This is a genomic window from Streptomyces luomodiensis, assembly GCF_031679605.1.
Lineage (GTDB): Bacteria > Actinomycetota > Actinomycetes > Streptomycetales > Streptomycetaceae > Streptomyces > Streptomyces luomodiensis.
On the sequence record NZ_CP117522.1, the window covers coordinates 3,156,473 to 3,177,990 of the forward strand.

Below are 21,518 nucleotides of genomic sequence, written 5' to 3' on the forward strand. Positions count from 1 at the left end.
TCCCGGGCCGGGCACCAGGCCGGCGCCGAGTACCACGCCGTCCTCGCGCGCTGCTACCTCCTGGCCACCCGCGCCCTCATCAAGCTCGATGAACCGCAGCTCGGATGGATGGCCGCCGACCGCGCCCGCCGACTCGCCCTGGCCGGCGGCGCCCCACTCGACGTCGCCGAGGCCGCCCGACAACAGGCCGTGCTGGCCCGCCAGGCCGGATGGCATGACCAATCCCTCACCCTCGCCCTGGCCGCCGCCGATGACCCCGCACTCCGCGAGGCTGGGACCATCGGCATCGCCCAGCGCGGCCTGCTCATCCAGTGCGCCGCGTACACCGTCGCCCACCAGCGCGACCAGGAAGGCATGCGCCGGCTCACCAAGGAGGCCGCCGCCATCGCCGACGAACTCGGCGGCATCACCCACCTGCGAGACACCGCCGGCGGCTTCAACGGCGCCACCGTCCAGCTGCATCTGATCTCGGCGGAGTACAAGGCCGGCGCCCCGTCAGCCGCCATCGCCGCCGCCGACGCCCTTCACCCCATGACGCTGCCCACCGTCGAGCGCCGCGCCCTCTACTGGACCGACCGGGCCACCGCTTACGCCCAGTGGGGCCGCCGGGACCAGTGCATCGACGCGCTCCTGGAAGCCGAACGCTGCGCGGCTGAAGAGACCCACGCCCGCCCCGCGGTCAAGGCCATGCTGAACGGCCTACTCGTCTCCGGACGCACCACACCCGAGCTCCGCGGTCTCGCTGCTCGCGCCGGCGTCCTCACCACGTAGGTGGCGGCGGCACCGACCTCCAGCACGGGTGCGCCACAGCCGGAGCCGACGGACGGCCCGAGCACGCCAGCTGCCCTTGCTCCCGACCGCCGACGACTCTGAAACGCATCGCCCCCTCTGCCTTCGGACCGGGGGGCTTTCCTCGTGTCAAGGAAGCGCGACGGCCCCCACCGGAATGGGGGCCGATCAGCCGTACCGGCGGAGCCGACCGCGGGTACCGTTCTGAGTGTCGAAGTCAGAACGGAGTTCAGCATGCCATACGGCAACGACGGACACACCGGCGGAATTGGACGGCGCATCGCCGAACTACGCGCCGTCCGCGGCTACTCACTACGACAGCTGGGGCAACGCTCGCACGTCTCCGCTTCGATGCTCTCGATGATCGAGAAAGGGGACCGGAACGCCAGCGAGGAGATCGTGGCCGCAGTCGCCCGCGCCCTTGACGTAGGCGTCTCCAACCTGCGCGGCCAGCCCTACCGCGAGCAGCTGCAACAGGACCGCATCGACCGCATGATCGAGCCGCTCGGCGGGGCCCTCGACAACTGGGACCTCGACCCCGACCCGGCCGCACCCCCACCGCGGCCGCTCGGCGAGCTACGCGCCGCCGTGACAGAGACAGTCCAGATGCGAGCAGCCGCAAACCTGGGCGGACTCGCCGAAAAGCTGCCATCCCTCATCGCCGAGATCCTCCACGCCATTCACCTCCAGGACCGTCCCGGGCGCGCACGCGAAGAGCTGCACGGGCTCCAGGCCGAGGCCGCCCGCGGCGTATGGCGGGTGGCGTACCGAGTCGGGGAGATGCATCTCGCCCGACTCGCGCTGTCCCGGATGGCTCAGGCCGCGGCTCAGTCCGGCGACCCGCGGCAGGTGGCGGTCGAGCGCTGGATGCGCGCGCAGACCAGCGTGGAGAGCGGCCGACCTGGCATCGACACCGGGCTTCGGCTGGTGAACCACGCGCTCAAGGAGCTAGACGATGACGGCTCCCCTGGCACCCGGGCGGTGCGCGGAGCGCTGTATCTGAAGGGTTCCATTCTCGCGTCCCGCCGAGGGGACAAGGACGGCTCCGACGCGTGGCTGGACGAAGCGCGCGGGATGGCGCAGGAAACGGGCGAGACGCGCGCCTACGAGCTGACGTTCGGGCCGACGAACGTGGAACTACACGCGGTTGCCGCGGCGGCGGACAGGGACAAGCACGGGCTGGCGCTGAAGCGTGCGGCCAAGGTGGAGATCCCGGAGGACTACCCGCCGGGCCGGGCCGGGCACTTCTACATCGATCTGGCGAGGGCCCAGGTGTGGACTGCCCGCCACGAAGAGGCGTTCGCGTCCCTGGTCAAGGCCCGGGAGACGGCGCCGCAGATGACGCGGCATCACCCGCAGGTGCACGAGACAGCGGCGGCGTTGCGTAGAGCACGTGCGAAGGTACCTGACCCGTTGCGCGAGTTCTCCCTGTGGTGCGGCGTGTAGCGCGCCGATCACCCTAAGTCAAGGACCCTGGCGTTCACAGTCTGTGGACACCAGGGCCTTGCTGCGTAGGCACGATGTGACGGTCAGCACACAGACCGCGCATGGAGCCGACCATGACGACCCGTACCCTGCCGTGGACACCGCCACCTGCTGTTGATGTCGAGGCGTTACCCGTGGGCAAATGGTGGGACGCCGTGCGGGCCGCACCCGTCGTCGGCGAACGCGCCCTCACGACGCTCGGTGACAAGACCGGCGCGGTGATCCAAGACCAGGGCGGCACCTTCTACTGGCTCGTCGCCGTGGGCTCGGCGACGAGCTGGAACCTGCGGCAGGTCCGCGTTCTCACCCGACTCACCGACGAACGCACCTACCTCGGAGTACCCCCCGCCTCCTGGACGAAGGGCCCCAAGACCCACTGGCGCGTACCCCTCGGCCCCAACCGCTACCTGACACACCCCTGGAAGCTGTGGGAAGTCCTGGCCGAGGCCGACCGCGCCGAGTACGGACGCAGGCCCAAGGGGCGCCAACTCTGCTACCACTGCCAGCTCCCCACCGACGAACCGATCCCGATCGAGGTGGCGGAAAGGGGCATGACCGTCAGCACCTACGCCTGCCCCAACCACGCCCCGCTCTACCCCACAGGCCAGCACCCCCGAACCCTCACCAGCGCAACCGCAGCCGAGCACGAGGGGCACCGATGAAGGGGCACCAGCCGGCCACCACGGCCCCGGGCCCGGCCGGCATCGACCCGGCCACCCTCACCCACGAACAACTCCAAGGCTGGCGCTGCGCCCTGTGCTGCGCGCTGCTCACCGGAGACCGCCCGCTCGGCACCGTCACCATCGGCGAGGGCCCCACACTCACCACCTACCCCCTGTGGGCGTGCAACCCCAACTGCGCCACGGAGAGCGCCTGGCGCGCGGCCATCACGCACGCCGCGGGCTGCCAGGCATGCAGGACGGGTGAGTGCGAGACCGGCCAGCGCCTCCTGGACACCTACTCAACAGCCATCCGGCAGGAGCACGCGAGAGGCGCCGGATGAGGCACCGCCGACAGCCCCCCACTGAACGAGCGGCGCTGTTCGCCTTCCGAGCCGCCCGGATGGGCCTGCTGCTCAGCGCGATCCCCGCACTGCCGGCGCTCGCGGTCCACCTCTGCGTGGCCGGGGACCCGGCCCGATAGACCGGGTGGGCCGCTGGTATTCCGGGCCCCCGTACCGGAAGCGACGGCGCCGGCGGCCCACTCTCCAAGACCCCCTGCCAGTCAGTAGCCGAGGAGCGGCCACGACAAGGCAGGGGCCGTGGGGCCTGGCAGGCCAGACCACCAGGCCAGGCGCCACCCCAGCAAGGCCAGACCAGGTCATCCGACATAGGAGGCAATGTGACCGTCACCGTAGAACGGCCGCTCGGCACCGCCACCGACCCCAGGAAGCTCCTCAGCACAGATCTCCTCAACCGGCTCGCAGCGCGCATCGTGAAGGACCACGATGTCGCGCTGCCGCTCGCCGAGCGGATCACCGCCCAGACCGCGGCCTTCCTCGCCACCTCCGCCAACAACACCGGCCAGCCGCTGACGCCCAGCAAGGCCATCGACATCGGCTGGCACACCTTCATCCTCCACACCCACGACTACGCCGGCTTCTGCCAGCGCGTTGCGGGACACTTCATCCACCATGTCCCCACGGACCCGACGGAAGGCGAGCACGGCACAGCCGCGGCGGCGCGGCAGCGCACCCTCGACGCCATCGCGGCCGCCGGGTACGCGGTGGATGCCGAACTCTGGCCCGAAGCGGCCGACTGCAGCCAGTGCCACGCGGGCTGCAGCGACAGCCCCAACAGCGGCACGAGCTGACGTAAGCACGCCGCCGGGCGGCCGGCCCACAGGAACGGAGAGCGCATGACGGAGACCGCCTGGGACACCTACGCGCAGCAAAAGCCCCAGCGACGGCCCGTGAACGCCGCCGGAGAGACGACGTGGTTCAACTGGACGCAGTACCCCGACCACGGCCCCGGCGCCGAAATCCTCGGCACAAGCCCTGGCTCGGCGGTGCTGGAGCTCGGCTGCGGAAAGGGCGGCAACCTCGCACACGTCGCAACACTCGGCGCACGGGCCGTAGGTGTGGACCTGTCCCTGGCCCAGCTCAAGGCCGCCAGCGTCCGATGGGCCGACACCGTCCAGTTGGAACTGCACCAGGGGGACGCCCTCGACTTCCTGACCCACTGCACGCACACCTTCGACGCGGTGTTCTCCGTCTTCGGCGCGGTGTGGTTCACCGACCCTGCCCGCCTGCTGCCGGCGATTCATGAGCGCCTCCGTCCGGGCGGCGTGCTGGCTTTCTCCCAGCGCCCACCCGTCGAGGGCTGCTACGGCTGTCAGGCGTCGTACATCACCAGGTCCGAGGACGAGGACCCGCTGGTGGTGAAGCGGTGGGATTACGAACCACCGAGCTGGACGCAGATCCTGCGCGAGCACGGGTTCACCGACGCGACCGCGCGGGTGCTGCCTGCACCAGCTGGCTCTCGGAAGATCGGCACCATGCTCGTCCGCGCCACGGCCTGAGCCTGCCCACGGCCCCGCCCGTGCGTCGCCCCCGTGGCGCGCGGGCGGGGCCTCGCTCCGGTCGATCTTCCGCCCCTGTTCTGCTGCGCGTATCGCGTACGCGCCGGTAGTCGCTGACCGAGTCGGCACCTAGTTGGGCACTGCACGGACCAGCATGGCTCAAGGACCATCGTGGAACAGCCGGTACGAGGGGACGTCGAGGGCGCGGGCCAGGCGTGCGATCTGGTCGACAGACGTGGGGTGCCTGCCGTTCTCGATAGGACTGATCGTCTTGTTGTCGATCCCGGCCCGCGTGCCCAACTGCATCTGCGTGAGCCTTACGTTTCTCCATACAGGCGCCCCCGCCGGCAAACCCGGCGGGGGCGCTCTCCCATGGTGTGAACCTCCCCGTTCAACGACCACGGGTCTGCCGAGGCAGGAATCGGCGACGCCGGATCGAGAGCAGCGCCACCCCTCGGGGTCTCACTGTATGAAATCCGTACCCCCCCATCGCACATGGTTACATCCCGTTGCACAGCATGATCCTTTGGGGATGTGGCATCTATGTGGCACCCAGACGAAAACGGCCCCTCAACCCGGAGGAGTTAAGGGGCCGAACCGCAACTCTCACCTGCGGTCAGTCACTGTGGGCGCAGACGGGTTCGAACCGCCGACATCTGCCTTGTAAGGGCAGCGCTCTACCGCTGAGCTATGCGCCCCTGGGGAGCTGTCAGCCTACAGGGTTCCTGGGGTGGTGCCGCAATCGTGGGGCTTGCCTGGGGAAGTCCGCAGATCGTGAACCGAACCGAGCACTGTGCTCGTCAGTGACGGGTGGGAGAATGACATTCGGACCTGGGCGATCCATCGGGAGCGGGAAGTGGCGGCGACATCTCCAGACTCTGCTCGTCCAGCGCGCCGTCCGCACCGTCCGGGCCATGCGCACCGTCCGGGCCGTCCGGCCGTGGCTGTGCGGCGCCCGCGTCGTCCGTCCGTGCTCGGGCTGATCCTGCTGCCGGTGCCGCTGCTGGCCGTGGTGGGGGCGCTGTCGTTCGCCGGTGGGGGCGGGGGGCGGCGGTGGTTCGGGGGGCGGGGGGCGAGTCAACGGGCGGAGGCGCAGGCGGCGAAGGACGCCGCGGCGGCGGCGTTCTACGAGCTGGACACCGCACAGCGGGATCTGCGGATCTCCATCGAGACGATCACCGCCGTGGACGATTCGCCCGCCGCGCGCCGCACGGCGTCCGACTTCTCGGCGCTCGGGCAGCGGATCGACCAGGTCAGCCGGGACTACATCACGGCCGTGGACGCCCATGATCTGGACCGGGACGACCTGGACGCGGCGACGGCCTCCCGGGCGCGGACGGATCTGACCAGGGCCAAGGAGGCGTTGGAGCGCACCAAGGCGGATCTGGACCGGTTCGCGCAGGGGCTGGGGCCGCTGCTGGAGCAGGCCGAGACGCGGCTGGCGCGGCTGGCGCCGGCGGTGGAGCGGGCGCGGCAGGCATTGCTCGCGGCGAGTAACGCGCTGGACGCGGTGCGTGCGTCCGGGCTGCGGGCGGACGATCTGGCGGCCCGGCTGGCGGCGCTGTCGCCCGAGCTGACCAAGCTCAACCAGGGGGCCGGGCAGCACGGCGTGCAGGAGACCCTGCGGCGCGCCGATGACGTGCTCCGCAGGGCGGAGGCGGTGCGCGGGGAGGCCGAGCGGCTGCCGGAGCGGGCGGCCGAGATCGACCGGCGGCTGGTGTCGCTGCGCACCCGGGCGCAGGCGATCACCACCCGCGCCGCCGGTGTCGAGCCGGTCCTCAGCGAGCTGCGCCGCCGTTACAGCGCGGCCTGCTGGCAGGACCTCCAGCCGGTCCCCGCGCAGGCCGCGCGGGATGTGGCGCAGGCCGAGGCGAAGCTCAAGGAGGCGCAGGCGGCGCGCGAGGAGCAGCGCTGGCCGGACGCCACCTCGCTGCTGACCACCGTACGGGCGCTGCTGAACACCACGGACGAGGCCGTCTCGGCGGCCGGGGACCGGCTGCGGCGGCTGGACGAGGTGTCGTACGACCAGCAGAAGGAGGTCGACCGCACCCGGTTCGCGGTCCGGGACGCCCAGCGGCTGGCCATGGCCGGGCGCAACACCCCCGATCCCCGCCACGCACGCCCGCTGGACGACGCCGTGGAGCGCCTCGAGCGGGCCATCGCGGGGCTGGAGGGCCGGCATCCGGACTGGTGGCACTTCCTCTCCGAGACGGAGGCCGTACGGCAGACCGCCGCCCGGGTCGTCCAGGAGATCCGGGAGGAGCGGGGCGGCGGCGCGCACTGAGGCCGCCACGGGGGGATGGGGCCGGGGGTGGGACCGGGAGTGGGACCGGGAGTGGGCCGGGATTGTTCGAGGGGTTGACCTGCGGATCGGTGGTTATGCTCCTGCCATGCCTCGCTATGAGTACCGCTGCCGCGCCTGCGGCACCACCTTCGAGCTGAACCGGCCCATGGCCGAGTCCTCCGATCCCGCGTCCTGCCCGGACGGGCACGACGACACGGTGAAGCTGCTGTCCACCGTGGCCGTCACCGGCGCCTCCGCCTCGTCCTCGCCCCGGCCCCCGTCCGGCGGTGGCGGCGGCGGTGGCGGCTGCTGCGGGGGCGGCTGCTGCGGCTGAGGCTGCTGCTGAGGTTGAGCCGAGGGGGACGCGGGCGGATCCTGGGAGGTACGTACCCGTGCCGCGCACGTGGCGTCCACGGGTACGGCCTCGGCCGCGGAGCGCGCGGAACCGGGGCCCGGCGCCAGCAGAAGGAGGCCGGAGATGGCTGTGGGACGCCCCTCCCCCATCGGTCCTCACCCCGCCGGAGTCGCACGGCACTTCCCGGAGCGGATCGGCGCGCACACCACGCTCGATGAGCATCTGCCGATCGATCACCGGCTCAGCCAGGTCTACCGCATCGGAGCCGGGCTCATGGGGCTGGTGCTCGTCGCCTTCGGCATCCTGGGCCTGATCCACCGGGTCGGCTTCTTCGACACCGGCGGGGCCACGGTCGCCGGTCTGAACACCAACGGCACGCTGAGCGTGCTGTCCATCGTCATCGGGCTGCTGCTCTTCATCGGCATGGTCATCGGCGGCAACTTCGCCTCGACGCTCAACATGGTGCTCGGGATCCTCTTCCTGCTGAGCGGGTTCGTCAATCTGGCGCTGCTGGCGACCCCGTTCAACTTCCTGGCGTTCCGGATGCAGAACGTGCTGTTCAGCTTTGTGGTGGGGCTGCTGCTGATGTGGTTCGGCATGTACGGACGGGTCAGCGGCGGGCTGCCGCACGACAATCCGTACTGGCTGACCCGCCACCCCGAGCAGGCCGAACGGGAGGCCCAGGCCCGTGAGCTGATCGCGGCACGCGGGCGCGCCGCCGAGCAGGCCGGTACGGCCGCCCCACCCGGCACCCCGCTGGCCCCCGGCGTCCCTGGCGTCCCCGGCGGTCCCGGCGGTCCTGGCGGTTCCGGCGGTCCCGGTGCCCCGGGCGGGCGCTCCACGGCCGGTGGGTCCGGTGCGGAGTCGGCGGCACGGCGGTCCGGTCAGCCGCCCGGTAAGTGGGGCAAGCTGGATCAGCCCGGGGGGCGTGGCACCGAGCCCGCCGACATGTCGACACCGGCACACCGCCCTGAGCAGCCGCCTGGGCAGCGTCCTGCGCAGCGGCAACAGCCGCCCACCCGCACCCGGCGGCTCGGCAATCGGCTCAGGAACCGGCTCAGCCGCGTCGGCGCGCGATCGTCAGACCGTCGGCGACGGTGAGCATGACCGCCTCCGTCCGGGTGTCCGCCGCCACGTGATCGTTGAACGCCTGGATCGCGGCGCCCGCGCCCGACAGCGCCGCGTCCGTGACCTGCCCGCCGTAGAACACGTTGTCCGCGACGATCAGGCCGCCGGGGTTCAGCCGCGGGACCAGCTCCTCCCAGTACGGGATGTAGTTCTGCTTGTCCGCGTCGAGATAGGCGAGATCGATATGGGGCTCGGCGGGCATCGCCCGCAGGGTGTCCAGAGCGGGCGCGATCCGCAGCTCGATACGGTCCTCGACGCCGGCCTTGGCCCACGCCTGACGCCCGTACGCCGTCCACTCCGCCGACACATCGCAGGCGATCAGCCTGCCGTCGGCGGGCAGCGCCTGGGCCATGGCCAGCGCGGAGAAGCCGGTGAAGGTGCCGACCTCGACGATGTGGCGGGCGCCGATCAGCCGGACCAGGAAGGCCAGCAGCGGGGCCTGCTCCTCGGCGGACTGCATCCCGGCGTGCTCGGGAAGGCTGCGGTAGGTGACCTCGACGAGCTCGCGCTGTACGGGGTCGAGCGGCGGATTGTGCCGCAGGACGTACGCGTACAGCTCGGGCGTCACCGGTGTGCTCTTGCTCTCGGCCATCACGGCCTCCCTTCGGCTCGCGGCGCCCAGCGGCCCGCCCCGCTCACCTTCCGACCGGCGTCGCGGTACGGCGGGGACTCGGCGACTCTAACCCGAGTTCCCCGGGGATTCGAGCTTCGGCCGACGCCGCGTGATCAGTCCCGGCCACGGGGGACGGCGCGGATGACCTCGCCGCGGGCCCGCGCCCCGGCCCGCGCCCCGGCGACGGAGGCGCGTTCGCCCAGGGCCCGGACGATGCTCTCGCCCGCCACGACGCCCTTCTCCTCGACCACGGTCAGCTGGGGCGCCGTCCAGCCGGCGTCGGCCAGTTCGCCGTGGCCGGGGCGCCAGGCGCGGTCGGCGGCGAGCAGCAGATCCGCGTCGAGCAGCGAATCGCCCGCGGCGAGCACCTCGTCCGCCCCGGTCCGGCTCGTGACCTCGGCGACCGCCGCGCTCTTGGTGAGCGGCTCGGGCACGGCGTAGATCTTGCGGCCCTGGAGGGAGACCGTCCAGCCGCGCGGCGCGGCCCACTGGGCGAGCTCCTTGACGTAGCTCTCGGGCAGCAGCTCCCGTTCGACCACCAGATAGGCGAACAGGTCCTCCGCCGCCCGCTCCTTGAGCAGCCAGGCGGGGTCGGCGGTGGCCCTGAGGTGGGCGCGGACCTCGTCCAGGGGAGCGCATGCGGCGGCCAGGGTGGTACGCACCCGCGTGTGCCAGTCGGGGTCGGGCTCGCCGTCGACCAGCAGCTGGCCGCCGTTGGCGCAGATCGCGAAGCGGGGGGCGGGGCCGGGGAGGCGGACGCGGCGGTACTGCTCGACGGTGCGGGTGGTCGTGGGGACGAAGACGGAGGTGCGGGCCAGTTCGGCGAGCAGTCCGGCGGCGGTCTCGGTCAGGTACGACAGCGGCCGGCCCTGGTACACCTCGACGCACAGCAGGCGCGGGGCCTCGGCGTCCGGCATGTCGAGGCCGAGCGCGGCCGCCGAATAGATGAGGGTGCGGTCGAGGTCGCTTGCCACCAGGACGCTCATCGTGCCGCCACCGTTCCCTCGTCCGCGTTGTCCGCGTTGCCGTTCGCCTTACCGTTCGTCTCGCCGTTGGGCTTGCCGTTCGCCTTGATCCCCTTGTTGCCGACCGCTTTGCCGTCGGCCCCGGTGGCGCCCCGGGTGTAGCGCGGGTGGATCAGCCCGACGCAGGTGTACGGGAGCCCGTCGGTCTCCTCGACCGGCACGCCGCGCTGGTCGGCGAGCAGCCGCACATGGTCCAGGTCCGCGCCCGCGCCGCGCCGGGCGAGGATCTTCCACGGGACGCGGCGCAGCAGCACCCGGGTGGTCTCGCCGACGCCCGGCTTGACCAGGTTGACGTCGTGGATGCCGTACTCCTGGCTGATCCGCTCGACCGCGGCCCATCCCGCCCAGGTGGGGGTGCGGTCAGTGGCCGCGAGCCGCCTGGCGTCGGCCACGGCGGCCTCGGCGACCTCGGCGAAGCGCGCCGAGACGGTGTCCAGGAAGTCGCCGGAGACGTCGGACCCGGCGAGTTCGCGGTAGTACTTCGCGCCGTGGAAGTCGTTCGGCCCGACGAGGTCGGCGCGGAGCACGGTACGCGATATCAGCCCGGAGACGGTGGAGTTGAGGCACGCGGAGGGGACGAGGAAGTCGTCCCGGGTGCCGTAGGTGTCCACACAGTGGCCGGGGTCGGCGAGGACCGCGATACGCGGATCGAAGTCCGGGTACGGGGCGAGGGCGTCCGACAGCTCGCGGGTGATGGCGCCCTTACCGGTCCAGCCGTCGACGAAGACGACGTCGGCCGGGTCGTGGTGGTCCGCCAGCCAGCGCAGCGCGGCGGTGTCGATACCGCGGCCGCGCACGATGGAGATCGCGTAGTGCGGGAGGTCCAGCCCGTGGGCGTGGCGTGCCCAGCGGCGCATCAGCACCCCGACGGGGGTGCCGGCGCGGGCGAGGGAGACCAGGACGGGGCGCGGGGAGCGCTCGGCGAGCACCGTCTCGGTCACCGCGCCGACGGCGCGGGCGATACGGGCGGCGGAGGCGTCGAGGGCGGACCGGAAGAGCTCCTGGTAGCGCTCGCTGGGCTGGTACTCCACGGGCAGCGACTCGGCGTAGTGCGCGCCCCCGCTCTGGATCGCCTCCTCCCGCTCCTCGGTGGGCGCTTCGAGGGTTACCCGGGAGAGGTCCTGGAGCAGCCAGCCGACCTCGTCGGGGGCGTAGGAGGAGAACTCGGGTCCGCGCAGGGGTTCGTGCGACGGTTGGTGCATGGGCGGGGCCTGTCGTTGGGAGACGGTGCGGGGGGTGGGCGGGGCGGGAGCGGTGGACGGAGTGGACGGAGCGGGCGGGGTCTGGGGGCGGTAGGACGGCACGACGGCGAGCACCAGCCGGTCCGTCTGCGCGCGCAAGCCGTCGAGCAGCCCGCCGGGGGCGTGCAGCGCGGGGGTGTCGGCGACCGAGTCCACGACGGCGACGACGGCGTCGAAGCGGCGCTCCGGATCGGCGCCGGGCGCCACGTTGTAGGCATAGCGCGGACCGGGGCCGTCGGCGGGCTCGTCGTGCGCGGGGAAGGTGAGCCGCGTCCGGATCGCGTACCCGGGGTCGTCGACGGCGAGCACGGGCGAGCGGGTGGTCGTCGAATACCGCACCTCGGCACCGTCGAGGACATCGTCGAGCGCCTCGGCGATCCGGAGGGGCGCGTACATCAACTCCTCGAACCCGAGGACGAGGACACGACGGCTCGGACGGGACGGACGGGACGGGTACGGGGGCCGGGGCCGGGCGGTGGCGCGGACGCCACCACCCGGCCCGGCCGGGGTGTCGGGCGTGGCGGGCCCCCCGGGGAACGCGGCGGGGCGGCCGTCCTGGCCGCCTGCCGCCGTAGCCGTAGTCGCAGGCGCGTCCGCCTCGGCCGGCGCCGCCTGGACGTCCGGCGCGACCGGTCCCTTGGGTTCCGCCGGGGCGCCATCGAGGGGTACGGCCGCGCCATCTGACACGACGTGCCTCCCGGCAGCCGGCGGAGCGCCGTAGGCGAGCGCGGCGGGATCCCCCGCCGCGGCATCGCGGGGTGCTGTCGCCAGCGCGTCCGCGACGCGGGCCGCCATGGCGGGGAGTGCCGCTTCCAGGCGGGCGCGGTGGCAGGGGGTGAAGCCGTGACGACCGCCGTCCGGGAGCCCCTCGGGCCAGCCGAGGTCCACGCGGACCACGGCTGGGAGGCCCGTGCGTTCTTGAGCGGCGGCCAGCCCGGCGTTCTCCTGTCGCTCGCCCACAGGGGCCGGAGCGGGCGCGCCCGAGACCGGGCGCCCCGCCTCGGCCGGAGGCGTCCTGTCGGCAGCCACGCCGGGGGCCGGGCGAGCCCCGTCGGCACTCGCGGCGGACACGCCGCCACGGGCCGCCCCACCGCCCGCGTCCGCGCCCGAGGCGACGGGGACGGAGGGCGTGGTGGGGATGACGCCCGCCGGAACCGCACCCTCGTCCGAGGCAACACCCGCCGACACCGCCTCCGCGTCCGCAGCGACACCCGCCGACACCAGCGGCGTGGCGGAGACGACACCCGCTGGGAGCACGCCCCCGTCCGAGGCAACACCCGCCGGAACCGCCTCCGCGTCCGCGGGGACACCCGCCGGGACGGGGGGCGTGGTGGGGACGACACCCGTCGGGACCGCACCCTCGTCCGAGGCAACACCCGCCGGGGCCGCCTCCCCGTCCGAGGCAACGCCCGCCGGAACCGCCTCCGCGTCCGCAGCGACACCCGCCGACACCAGCGGCGTGGCGGAGACGACACCCGCCGGAACCACGCCCCCATCCGAGGCAACACCCGCCGACACCGCCTCCGCGTCCGCAGCGACACCCGCCGACACCAGGGGCGTGGTGGGGGCGGCGCCCGATGGGGGCGCGGTGGGGGCGGGCGCGCCCCCGCCGGCCGTGTCCGCGTCGCTCTCGTACTCGGCCACCAGGCTCGCGCCGCGCTCCAGCACGTCCTCGGGGAGGTGGACCGCTCCGGCCGCGGCGGCGACCAAGTCGACGCGGGCGCCCAGGTCGGCCGCGAAGGCGTCCAGGCGGGCGCGGTCCTCGGGGGAGCGCATGTCCACCAGGGCGACCACCACATAGTGGTCGCGCGGGAAGCGGCGGTGGAGGGCGGCGATGGTGTTGAGGATCGTCCGGCCCGTGGAGAACTCGTCGTCCACGAGGACCAGAGGGCCCTCGGAGCTGAGCAGCCCGGGGTCCTCCGGGAGCAGCAGATGGGAGGTGGCGTGGCTGTGCTCCTCCTCGAAGCCGCCCACCGTGGCGACGCCCGGGACCGGGCGGCGGGTGGAGTGCAGGTACGGCGCGAGGGCGAGCCCGTCGGCGACGCTGTGGCCGAGGCCCGTGGCCGTCTCGGCGTACCCCAGCACCACCGCACGCGCCGCCGCCTCGTCGCCCAGCAGCTCCCGCACCCGATGGCCGAGCCGCACGCCCATGCCGTAGACGGTGGCGGGCCGCTGTGGGACGTGCTTGCCGAGCACGTTGGAGACCAGCAGATGCGCCCGCTTGGGGTTGCGCCGCAGCGCCAGCCCGAGCAGCTCGCGCAGCCCGAGCAGCTCGCCCAGCTCCGCGCCGGTGCCGTCGCGGTCCCGGCCGCCAGTGCCGTCGCGGTCCCGGCCGCCAGTGCCGTCGCGGTCCCGGCCGCCAGTGCCGTCGCGGCCGTCCCCGCCGTCCTCGAGCCGTACTCCCAGCCGGTCCGCGACCCACTGTCCCGACCACACGTTGCCCACGCTCACGCCGCCCTGTGCCTCGTTTCCCTCATCGTCCACCCCGGCCCGTCCCGAGCCCGGTTCGTTCTACGTGCCCAGGCTCGCCGCCAGCAGTTCCACGAAGCTCACGTCCTCCCGGGCCACCCCGAAGACCTCGGCGCGCCGCAGGGTCCGCTCGGCCCAGGCCCGGTGCGGCTTCACCTCGTTCATTTTGTTGGTGTACGAGGAGCGCAGCACACCGCCCCCGCCGCGCTGGGGTTCCAGGATGTCCACCGCGTCGCTGAACTCCTCGTGGCTGACGACGGAGAGCGCGTGCACGGGGGCGACATGGGTGGGGTGGATGCAGGTCTTGCCCTGCAGACCGTTGGCCCGGTCCAGCTCGATCTCGCGCAGCAGCCCGTCCATGTGGTGCTCGATCAGCGCGGTGCGCAGGGATTCGGCGCGGCCGCTGCTGAAGGGGCTGATCCGCAGCTGCGGTTTGAACATCCGCTCATGGGGCTTGAAGTACTCCCACACCGGTCCGGTGATCGTGAAGCCCGTGCCGTCGGCCCGGCCCAGCATGTTCACCACGTCCGCGATCACGGACGCGATCATCTGGACGTCGTAGGCGGTCATGTCCGGCGCCCTGCGCAGTCCGTACGCCGAGCACAGATCGGTGACCCCGAGGCGCAGCGCCAGCACCCGCTCCCGGTATTTGTCGACGATCCGGCCGAGGCCGCTCAGGGTCTCGGTGCGGGTTTCGCGGTGCATCAGCTCGGGCGACTCCAGGACCGGCATCGCATAGAGCCGCCGTCCGCCCAACGCCTCGGTCACCTGGGGACTTTCGGCCGACATCAGCGCTTCGAGGAAGGCCGCGCCGCGCTCCTCGGTGAACTTCGGCAGTACGAATCCGGACAGCAGCCGCACGCCCGCTCCCAGCCGGGTGACGAGATCGGGGATCTGCTCGGGGGTGCGGACCCGGATGAAGAGCAGCGGCAGCGGGGTGTCGGGGCCACGCCCGGACCGTCCCGCCGACGCGACCGACCCCGCCGACCCCGCCGGCCCCGCCAACCCTGCCGACCCCGTCGGCCCCGCCAGTCCCGCCAGCTCCGCGAATTGCCGTACGAGGTTCTCCTCCGCCCCCGGCACCTCGGCGTCGTCGATGGAGTCCTCCAGGCACAGCACCATGGACACCACGCCGCGGCCCGCCTGTTTGAGGATGTCCTCGGCGAGCCGGGGCCGGGTCGCCGGGCAGTAGAGGGTCGCGCCGAGCGCGACGGCCAGCGTCCCGGGCGGGGAGTCCACGGTGAACTCACCGGGCTCCCGGTGGAAGAGGTTCGCCCGTACCTCGTCCGGCAGATGTCCAAAATGCCGCATGTAACTCCCCGTACTGCCGGTACACTTCTTCGGCCACACTCGCCCATGGTTGGCCGATAATCGTACGTGCGGCCCCGGGTCAAAAGTTCCCCAAGAGCGTGAAAATCACGTAACCCGTGTGCGTCCATGCGGTGTCCGGCATGCCCGCCCTGCCACCCCGTACCACCTCCGCACCGCGACCCGCCCCGTACCCTGCGTTGTCCCGGCACCCGCCGGGAGGGCAGGATTGCGGCCATGACCCAGGCGATGCTGAAGGGATCGAACATCCCGCTGGAGGCCACGGCCATACGCGCGGTGCTGCGCTGGACCCCCGGTACGGACGTACCCGACGTGGACGCCTCGGCGCTGCTGCTGGGCGTGGACGACCGGGTGCGCTCGGACGAGGACTTCGTCTTCTACAACCAGCCGCACCACCCTTCGGGTCTGGTCCGGCATCTGTCCAAGAAGCCGGTCCAGGACGCGATGACGGACACCATCGAGGCCGAGTTCTCCGGTCTGGAGCCGGAGGTGCGCCGGGTGGTGCTCGCCGCGTCCGCGGACGGCGGCGCCTTCGGGCAGGTACGGGATCTGAGCCTGCTGCTGTACGACGCCTCCTCCGGTGCTCCGGACAACACGGACGCCGAGCCGATCGCGATCTTCGCGGTGCTGCCGGAGACCGGTAAGGAGGCCGCGCTGATCTGCGGTGAGCTCTACCGGCGCGGCGGCGGCTGGAAGTTCCGGGCCCTGGGCCAGGGCTATGAGTCGGGGCTGGTCGGACTGGCCACGGAGTACGGGATCTCGGTGGAGGACGGCGAGGGCAAGGACGTCCCGGACGAGGGCGCGCCCGCGGCCGGGCCGCAGGCCGCGACCGCCTCCGAGCCCCCGGCCCCCGAGCGCCCGTCCGCCGCCCCCGAGCCCCCGCCCGCCGACGCTCCCGAGTCCCCGGCCGCCGCCGCGCCGCCCGCGCCCCCGGCCGCCCCCGGCACTCCGCCCCCGCCGTCGTCCGAGGCGCCGACCCAGGCCCACTCCCCCGCGTACGGCTATCCGCACGCGGCGCCGCCCGACCCCTGGGATCCGCACCGCACCCAGCCCATGGCGCCCCCCTCGGCGCAGGGCGACAGCGGCTTCGCCGCTGTGCCGTCGCAGGTCCCGCCCCCGCCGCCGCAGGCCCCGGGGTATCCGCAGCCGCCCGCCCAGCCCCCGGCGCAGCCCGCCTACGGCTATCCGCCCCAGCAGCCCGTGCCCCAGCAGTCCCCGGCGTACGGCTATCCGCAGCCGCCCGCGTACGGCTATCCGCAGCAGGTGCAGCCGACGGGGCCGGTGCCGCCGCCCCCGCCGCCGATCCCCGCCCAGGTGCCGGACCCCCATTTCGTCCTGCCGCCGCAGGGGCCGCAGTTCCAGAACAGATGACAGACGGATGGGGGACGGACGAGGGACGAGACGGGGGGAGGGCCGGCCGTAGGGCGGGCGGCGGGCCCCCCAACCCCGCAGGTCACACCTTGGACTTGTAGCCCCGGCCCCACTGGAGCCCCCACCCGTACAGCCGGTCCAGCTCCGCCTGGAAGCCGTAGACGTACTTCACCTCACGGCGGACCACCATCTCGCCCTTGACGTTCTCGATCAGCACGACGGCGCATGAGCGTGCCTGCGGGGCCCGCTCGTCGAGCGGTATCTCCACCCGCGGCCCATTGCTCGGATAGAGGGTGACCAGGCCGTGGGTGCGGTCGAAGGCGGGGGTGCCGTCGTAGATGTAGACGAACACGAGCAGTCGCTTGATGTCGTCCTTGTGGTCCATGTTGACGTAGACCGTCTCACCGGACCCCGAGCCGAACCGGTCGTCCCCGCTGAGCTTGACGTAGGGCGCCTCGTTGAGGGCGCCGAAGAACTCACCGAGCGGCTGGACCACGCCCTTGGCGCCGTCCTTCAGCTCGTACATCACCGCGAGGTCGAGGTCGACATTGACCATCGCGGGCCCCTGGGCCTGCACCGGCTCGGGCTTGAACATCCGCAGCGGGTGGCGCAGCGAGCCGCGCGCCGCCCTGCTGTTGAAGTCCGAGGTGCGCATCTGCCAGGAGAGGTTGATCCGCAGATTGCCCGTGGCGGCCCCCTGCTTGGTCAGCGATATCGACGCGTTCCGCTTGGTCAGCTCGACCACTCCGGACGCGTCACCGCTGTCGAACTGACGCCATGCCGACCGTCCCCAGTTGCCCCGTCCCCAGTTGCTCCAGAACGCCATGGTGCGCACCCCCACCCTTCGTGGCTCCGCTGCCTCACTTGTGTCCAAACTTGTGTCCAACCGCCGCGGGGCGGCCGGGAGGTCGGAAGACCTCGGCCGCCCCGCTCAGAGCGTTCCTCGAACGCCGCCGCGTCACACTCCCGGAGGTCAGACTCCGGAGGTGACTTCCGTTTTGGCCTCCGAGTCCTCGCCGGCGGCCGCCTCCCGGCGGTTGCGCACGACCGAGGACCAGTACGAGGCGCCGATCAGCACGACGCCCACCAGGCCGGTGATGACCTCGTTGATCTCGTACTTGATGGTGATGAGCAGGATGACGGCGAGCGCGCCGATCGCGTAGTGCGCGCCGTGCTCCAGGTAGACGTAGTCGTCCAGGGTGCCCCTGCGGACCAGGAAGACGGTCAGCGACCGGATGTACATGGCGCCGATGCCCAGACCCAGCGCCATCTCGAAGATGTCGTTGGTGATCGCGAAGGCGCCGATGACTCCGTCGAAGGAGAAGGACGCGTCGATGACCTCCAGGTAGAGGAAGAGGAAGAACGCGGCCTTGCCGGCCAGGCCGGCCACGGTGGCACCGCCGGAGCCACGTCCGCCCTTCGCCCCTTCGACGTCCTTGCCCGCAGCGCCCGCCTCGTCGGCCTCCGCCTCGGCCTTGTCGGCCCCGGCAGCCTCTGAAGCCTCGGCAGCCTCTTCGTCGTCCTCCTCTTCGAGCTTGTCCTCGAAGTAGCCGGAGATACCGCCCACGATCAGATAGGTCACCAGACCGGCGACCCCGGCCAGCAGGACGGTCGCGCTCTTGTCACCGCCGCCGTGGGCCACGTCGGTGGCCACGGTGGTGGCGGCGACCAGCAGCGCGACCAGGGCGACGACGATCGAGAACGTCTCCAGCTTGCCCAGCTTGGCGAGCGGCTTCTCCAGCCACCCCAGCCACTTGATGTCCCGCTCCTCGAAGATGAAGTCGAGGAAGATCATCAACAGGAAGATCCCGCCGAAGGCCGCGATCGCCGGATGCGCTCCCGTGACCAGGTGCTCGTACTTGTCCTTGTCGTTGATCGCGAGATCGACGGCCTCGACGGGGCTCATCTTCGCCGTGATGGCGACGATGATCACCGGGAAGACGAGGCGCATGCCGAAGACGGCGATCAGAATGCCGACGGTCAGGAAGATCTTCTGCCAGAAGGCGTTCATCTTGCGCAGGATGCCCGCGTTGATGACCGCGTTGTCGAATGAGAGCGAGATCTCCAGGATCGAGAGGATCCCGACGATCGCGAGCCCCTTCCACCCCCAGAGGACGCCGGCCAGGGCCAGACCGATCGCCGTGATGGCGAACGACCACCCAAAGGTTTTGAGGAGCACTGCCAACCCCATCCTTCGTCGTAGGTCTCCCCCGCGCGCTCTACGCGGTTTTACGAAACGTTGACCCCGAAGTCTAGAGCGATGCCCCGCAGACCCGACGCGTACCCCTGCCCCACGGCCCGGAACTTCCATTCGCCGCCATAGCGATAAACCTCGCCGAAGATCATCGCGGTCTCGCCGGAGGCGTCCTCGGAGAGGTCGTAGCGGGCCAGCTCCTGCCCGTCGGCCTGGTTCACCACCCGGATGAAAGCGTTGCTGACCTGCCCGAACGTCTGACGCCTGGCATCGGCCTCATGGATGGAGACGGGGAAGACGATCTTGTCGACCTCGGCCGGGACCTTGGTCAGATCGACCAGCAGGGACTCATCGTCGCCCTCGCCCTCACCGGTGAGGTTGTCGCCGGTGTGCTCCACGGAGCCCTCGGGGCTCTTGAGGTTGTTGTAGAAGACGAAGTACTCATCACCGAGCACCCGCCCCGACGAGCACAGCAGCGCGCTGGCGTCGAGGTCGAACGGCGCTCCGGTGGTGGAGCGCGCGTCCCAGCCCAGGCCGATGAGCACCTGTGTCAGATTCGGAGCGGCTTTGGAGAGGGAGACATTGCCCCCCTTGGCGAGTGTGACGCCCATGATGCTGTTTCCTCCCCGGGTGTTGCGTGGGTGATGCGCGTCCGGCGCCGCACCTTGCGCCTCAAGGGGTGCAGGGTGCGGCGCCGGACCTGGCCTCGGTGCGGGCCCTTGACGGCCTTCGGCGGTCCGTCCGGACGGCGGTCCGTTCAGACGTTGACGCCGAAGTCCTGCGCGATACCGCGCAGACCCGAGGCGTACCCCTGGCCGATGGCTCGGAACTTCCACTCCGCCCCGTTCCGGTACAGCTCGCCGAAGACCATGGCGGTCTCGGTCGAGGCGTCCTCGGACAGGTCGTAGCGGGCCAGCTCATTGCCGTCGGCCTGGTTCACCACGCGGATGAAGGCGTTGCGCACCTGGCCGAAGCTCTGCTGGCGGGTCTCGGCGTCGTAGATCGACACCGGAAAAACGATCTTGGCGACATCGGCGGGCACGCCCGCCAGGTTCACCTTGATCTGCTCATCGTCGCCCTCGCCCTCACCGGTGAGGTTGTCGCCGGTGTGCTCCACGGAGCCGTCGGGGCTCTTGAGGTTGTTGAAGAAGACGAAGTTCTGGTCGTTGGCGACCTTGCCCTCGGCGTTCGTCAGCAGGGCGCTGGCGTCGAGGTCGAAGTCGGTGCCCGTGGTGGTACGGGCGTCCCAGCCCAGCCCCACGACGACCGCGGTCAGGTTCGGGGCTTCCTTGGTCAGCGAGACGTTGCCGCCCTTGCTGAGGCTGACTCCCACGAGTCCTCCCAAAAAGGTTCGTCAGGAGCACTGCGTGCCCCTTCATCGAAGGTCTTTCCCATCAGGATCAACGCATCGATCCTAGTGACGGGTTCCCCGCCGTTACAGCGTTTCGAGGGCCTTGACGTAGTCGTTCAGGTCCCGGGCGTCCGGCAGGCCGTTGACGACCGTCCAGCGCACCACACCCTCCTTGTCGATTACGAAGGTGCCGCGCACCGCGCAGCCCTTCTCCTCGTCGAAGACGCCGTAGGCGCGGCTGGTCTCGCCGTGCGGCCAGAAGTCCGACAGCAGCGGGTACTCCAGCCCCTCCTGCTCGGCGAAGACCCGCAGGCTGAACGGCGCATCGTTGGACACCGCCAGCAGCTGGACCTCGTCATTGACGAACTTCGGCAGCTCGTCGCGGAGGGCGCACAGCTCACCGGTGCACACACCGGTGAAGGCGAACGGGTAGAAGAGCAGCACGACGTTCTTCTCGCCCCGGAAGTCGGAGAGCCTGACCGACTCGCCGTGCTGGTTCTTCAGCTCAAAGTCGGGGGCCTTCGCGCCAACCTCTATCGCCATCGGGTACATCCCTTCGGTCACATTCGAATGATCATGCGGTGCGTGCTCAACCCTACGCGCGAGCCCCCCTCCGACAGTGCACGGAGGGGGGCTCTGACGTGTGGATTCGGGGCCTCAGCGCTTACCGGTGCGAGCGGCCTTGGGCGTGACCAGACGGCTGCCCGTCCAGTCCTTGCCCGCGTTGAAGCTCTTGGTCTGGGACAGGCCCGCGGTGGTCGCGGCCTCATTGATGTCGCTCGGCTCGACATAGCCGTCACGGCCGGTCTTGGGCGTCAGCAGCCAGACCGGTGCGCCGTCGTCGATCATCTGGATGGCGTCCACCAGCGCGTCCGTCAGATCGCCGTCGTCCTCCCGGAACCACAGCACCACGGCGTCGGCCACATCGTCGTACTCCTCGTCGACGAGCTCCTGGCCGGTGATCTCCTCGATGGCCTCGCGGAGCTCCTGGTCGACATCGTCGTCGTAGCCGATCTCCTGGACCACCTGATCGGGCTGAAAACCCAGCCTCGCGGCAGGGTTGGTCCGCTCCTCCGCGTGGTCCGCGGTCGCGCTCACGGATTGCCTCCTGTCATCTCGCGTTCACTCTTCGAGTCTGTGGGCCCCGCGCGCGTACGCGAGGGCTTGGGCGTAGTCCACACGGGCCGGGCGGATCGCGCAAGTACCCGGCCAGCGATCCCGCCCAAACGTTGACGTGTCGCCGCAACTCCCATCATGGAGGAACGGCGCGCAACGGCGCGCGGCAGACCGGATTGCCCAATTACGTCCGGCTTACGTGTGTGTATCGCCACCCTACGCCGCCCCGGTGCCGAACGGTCGTACGC

Annotated in this window: 20 protein-coding genes, 1 tRNA gene and 1 pseudogene; 10 read left to right on the forward strand and 12 right to left on the reverse strand. The window is 71.5% G+C overall.

The window, feature by feature from the left end:
- Positions 1-108: 108 nt before the first annotated feature.
- The 6 genes from PS467_RS13605 (at position 109) to PS467_RS13630 (ending at position 4,794) form a co-directional block, all read left to right on the forward strand.
- Positions 109-771, forward strand: coding sequence for a hypothetical protein (locus PS467_RS13605; RefSeq protein WP_311035501.1), 663 nt, complete (start codon positions 109-111; stop codon positions 769-771).
- A 252-nt stretch (positions 772-1,023) separates the two neighbouring features.
- Positions 1,024-2,235 carry a helix-turn-helix domain-containing protein gene (locus PS467_RS13610; RefSeq protein WP_311035502.1) on the forward strand — a complete coding sequence of 404 codons (1,212 nt, stop codon included), beginning with the start codon at positions 1,024-1,026 and terminating at the stop codon, positions 2,233-2,235.
- 113 nt (positions 2,236-2,348) lie between these two features.
- Positions 2,349-2,936: a hypothetical protein gene (locus PS467_RS13615; RefSeq protein ID WP_311035503.1), complete on the forward strand. Its 588-nt coding sequence runs from the start codon at positions 2,349-2,351 to the stop codon at positions 2,934-2,936.
- Positions 2,933-3,277, forward strand: coding sequence for a hypothetical protein (locus tag PS467_RS13620; RefSeq protein WP_311035504.1), 345 nt, complete (start codon positions 2,933-2,935; stop codon positions 3,275-3,277). The genes PS467_RS13615 and PS467_RS13620 overlap by 4 nt, the downstream gene beginning before the upstream one ends.
- A gap of 338 nt (positions 3,278-3,615) precedes the next feature.
- Complete coding sequence (locus tag PS467_RS13625) at positions 3,616-4,086, forward strand: glycine-rich domain-containing protein (protein ID WP_311035505.1); 471 nt, start codon at positions 3,616-3,618, stop codon at positions 4,084-4,086.
- A 45-nt stretch (positions 4,087-4,131) separates the two neighbouring features.
- On the forward strand, positions 4,132-4,794 hold the full coding sequence (locus PS467_RS13630) for a class I SAM-dependent methyltransferase (protein ID WP_311035506.1): 663 nt from the start codon (positions 4,132-4,134) through the stop codon (positions 4,792-4,794).
- Positions 4,795-4,953: 159 nt separating this feature from the next.
- On the opposite strand, the gene PS467_RS41930 is transcribed toward PS467_RS13630, so the two are convergent.
- Both PS467_RS41930 and PS467_RS13640 read right to left on the reverse strand, forming a co-directional pair.
- On the reverse strand, positions 4,954-5,100 hold the full coding sequence (locus tag PS467_RS41930; RefSeq protein ID WP_349256465.1) for a helix-turn-helix domain-containing protein: 147 nt from the start codon (positions 5,098-5,100) through the stop codon (positions 4,954-4,956).
- A 320-nt stretch (positions 5,101-5,420) separates the two neighbouring features.
- Positions 5,421-5,492 (reverse strand) — tRNA-Val (locus PS467_RS13640).
- A 272-nt stretch (positions 5,493-5,764) separates the two neighbouring features.
- Between PS467_RS13640 and PS467_RS13645 the strand changes: the two genes are divergently transcribed.
- The 3 genes from PS467_RS13645 (at position 5,765) to PS467_RS42115 (ending at position 8,534) form a co-directional block, all read left to right on the forward strand.
- Complete coding sequence (locus PS467_RS13645; RefSeq protein ID WP_432280578.1) at positions 5,765-7,078, forward strand: hypothetical protein; 1,314 nt, start codon at positions 5,765-5,767, stop codon at positions 7,076-7,078.
- Between the two features lie 106 nt (positions 7,079-7,184).
- Positions 7,185-7,412, forward strand: coding sequence for an FmdB family zinc ribbon protein (locus PS467_RS13650; protein ID WP_311035508.1), 228 nt, complete (start codon positions 7,185-7,187; stop codon positions 7,410-7,412).
- A 144-nt stretch (positions 7,413-7,556) separates the two neighbouring features.
- Positions 7,557-8,534: a DUF4383 domain-containing protein gene (locus tag PS467_RS42115; protein WP_432280579.1), complete on the forward strand. Its 978-nt coding sequence runs from the start codon at positions 7,557-7,559 to the stop codon at positions 8,532-8,534.
- Here the strand turns inward: PS467_RS42115 and PS467_RS13660 are convergent.
- The 4 genes and pseudogenes from PS467_RS13660 to PS467_RS13675 all read right to left on the reverse strand — a co-directional run bounded on the left by PS467_RS13660 (position 8,491) and on the right by PS467_RS13675 (position 15,220).
- Positions 8,491-9,153: an O-methyltransferase gene (locus tag PS467_RS13660; protein WP_311035509.1), complete on the reverse strand. Its 663-nt coding sequence runs from the start codon at positions 9,151-9,153 to the stop codon at positions 8,491-8,493. The two genes, PS467_RS42115 and PS467_RS13660, sit on opposite strands and share 44 nt — an antisense overlap.
- A 134-nt stretch (positions 9,154-9,287) precedes the next feature.
- Positions 9,288-10,160, reverse strand: a complete 873-nt coding sequence (locus PS467_RS13665) for an HAD family hydrolase (RefSeq protein WP_311035510.1) — start codon at positions 10,158-10,160, stop codon at positions 9,288-9,290.
- Between the two features lie 101 nt (positions 10,161-10,261).
- Positions 10,262-13,720: pseudogene (locus PS467_RS13670) on the reverse strand (phosphoribosyltransferase); the annotation flags it as partial.
- 231 nt (positions 13,721-13,951) lie between these two features.
- Positions 13,952-15,220 carry an HpcH/HpaI aldolase/citrate lyase family protein gene (locus PS467_RS13675; protein ID WP_311035511.1) on the reverse strand — a complete coding sequence of 423 codons (1,269 nt, stop codon included), beginning with the start codon at positions 15,218-15,220 and terminating at the stop codon, positions 13,952-13,954.
- 234 nt (positions 15,221-15,454) lie between these two features.
- Here PS467_RS13675 and PS467_RS13680 point away from each other — a divergent pair, with 234 nt between their 5' ends.
- Positions 15,455-16,609 carry a TerD family protein gene (locus PS467_RS13680; RefSeq protein ID WP_311035512.1) on the forward strand — a complete coding sequence of 385 codons (1,155 nt, stop codon included), beginning with the start codon at positions 15,455-15,457 and terminating at the stop codon, positions 16,607-16,609.
- A gap of 82 nt (positions 16,610-16,691) precedes the next feature.
- On the opposite strand, the gene PS467_RS13685 is transcribed toward PS467_RS13680, so the two are convergent.
- The 6 genes from PS467_RS13685 to PS467_RS13710 form a co-directional block, all read right to left on the reverse strand.
- Complete coding sequence (locus tag PS467_RS13685; RefSeq protein ID WP_311035513.1) at positions 16,692-17,435, reverse strand: TerD family protein; 744 nt, start codon at positions 17,433-17,435, stop codon at positions 16,692-16,694.
- 147 nt (positions 17,436-17,582) lie between these two features.
- The gene (locus PS467_RS13690; protein ID WP_311035514.1) at positions 17,583-18,788 is read right to left on the reverse strand and encodes a DUF475 domain-containing protein; all 1,206 of its coding nucleotides are present in this window, start codon (positions 18,786-18,788) and stop codon (positions 17,583-17,585) included.
- Between the two features lie 50 nt (positions 18,789-18,838).
- Positions 18,839-19,414 carry a TerD family protein gene (locus PS467_RS13695; RefSeq protein ID WP_311035515.1) on the reverse strand — a complete coding sequence of 192 codons (576 nt, stop codon included), beginning with the start codon at positions 19,412-19,414 and terminating at the stop codon, positions 18,839-18,841.
- Positions 19,415-19,560: 146 nt separating this feature from the next.
- On the reverse strand, positions 19,561-20,136 hold the full coding sequence (locus tag PS467_RS13700; protein WP_268971776.1) for a TerD family protein: 576 nt from the start codon (positions 20,134-20,136) through the stop codon (positions 19,561-19,563).
- Positions 20,137-20,238: 102 nt separating this feature from the next.
- The gene (locus PS467_RS13705; protein ID WP_311035516.1) at positions 20,239-20,697 is read right to left on the reverse strand and encodes a peroxiredoxin; all 459 of its coding nucleotides are present in this window, start codon (positions 20,695-20,697) and stop codon (positions 20,239-20,241) included.
- Between the two features lie 114 nt (positions 20,698-20,811).
- Positions 20,812-21,252 (reverse strand): DUF3052 domain-containing protein, encoded by a 441-nt coding sequence (locus tag PS467_RS13710; protein ID WP_030826007.1) that lies wholly within the window; start codon positions 21,250-21,252, stop codon positions 20,812-20,814.
- Between the last annotated feature and the right edge of the window lie 266 nt (positions 21,253-21,518).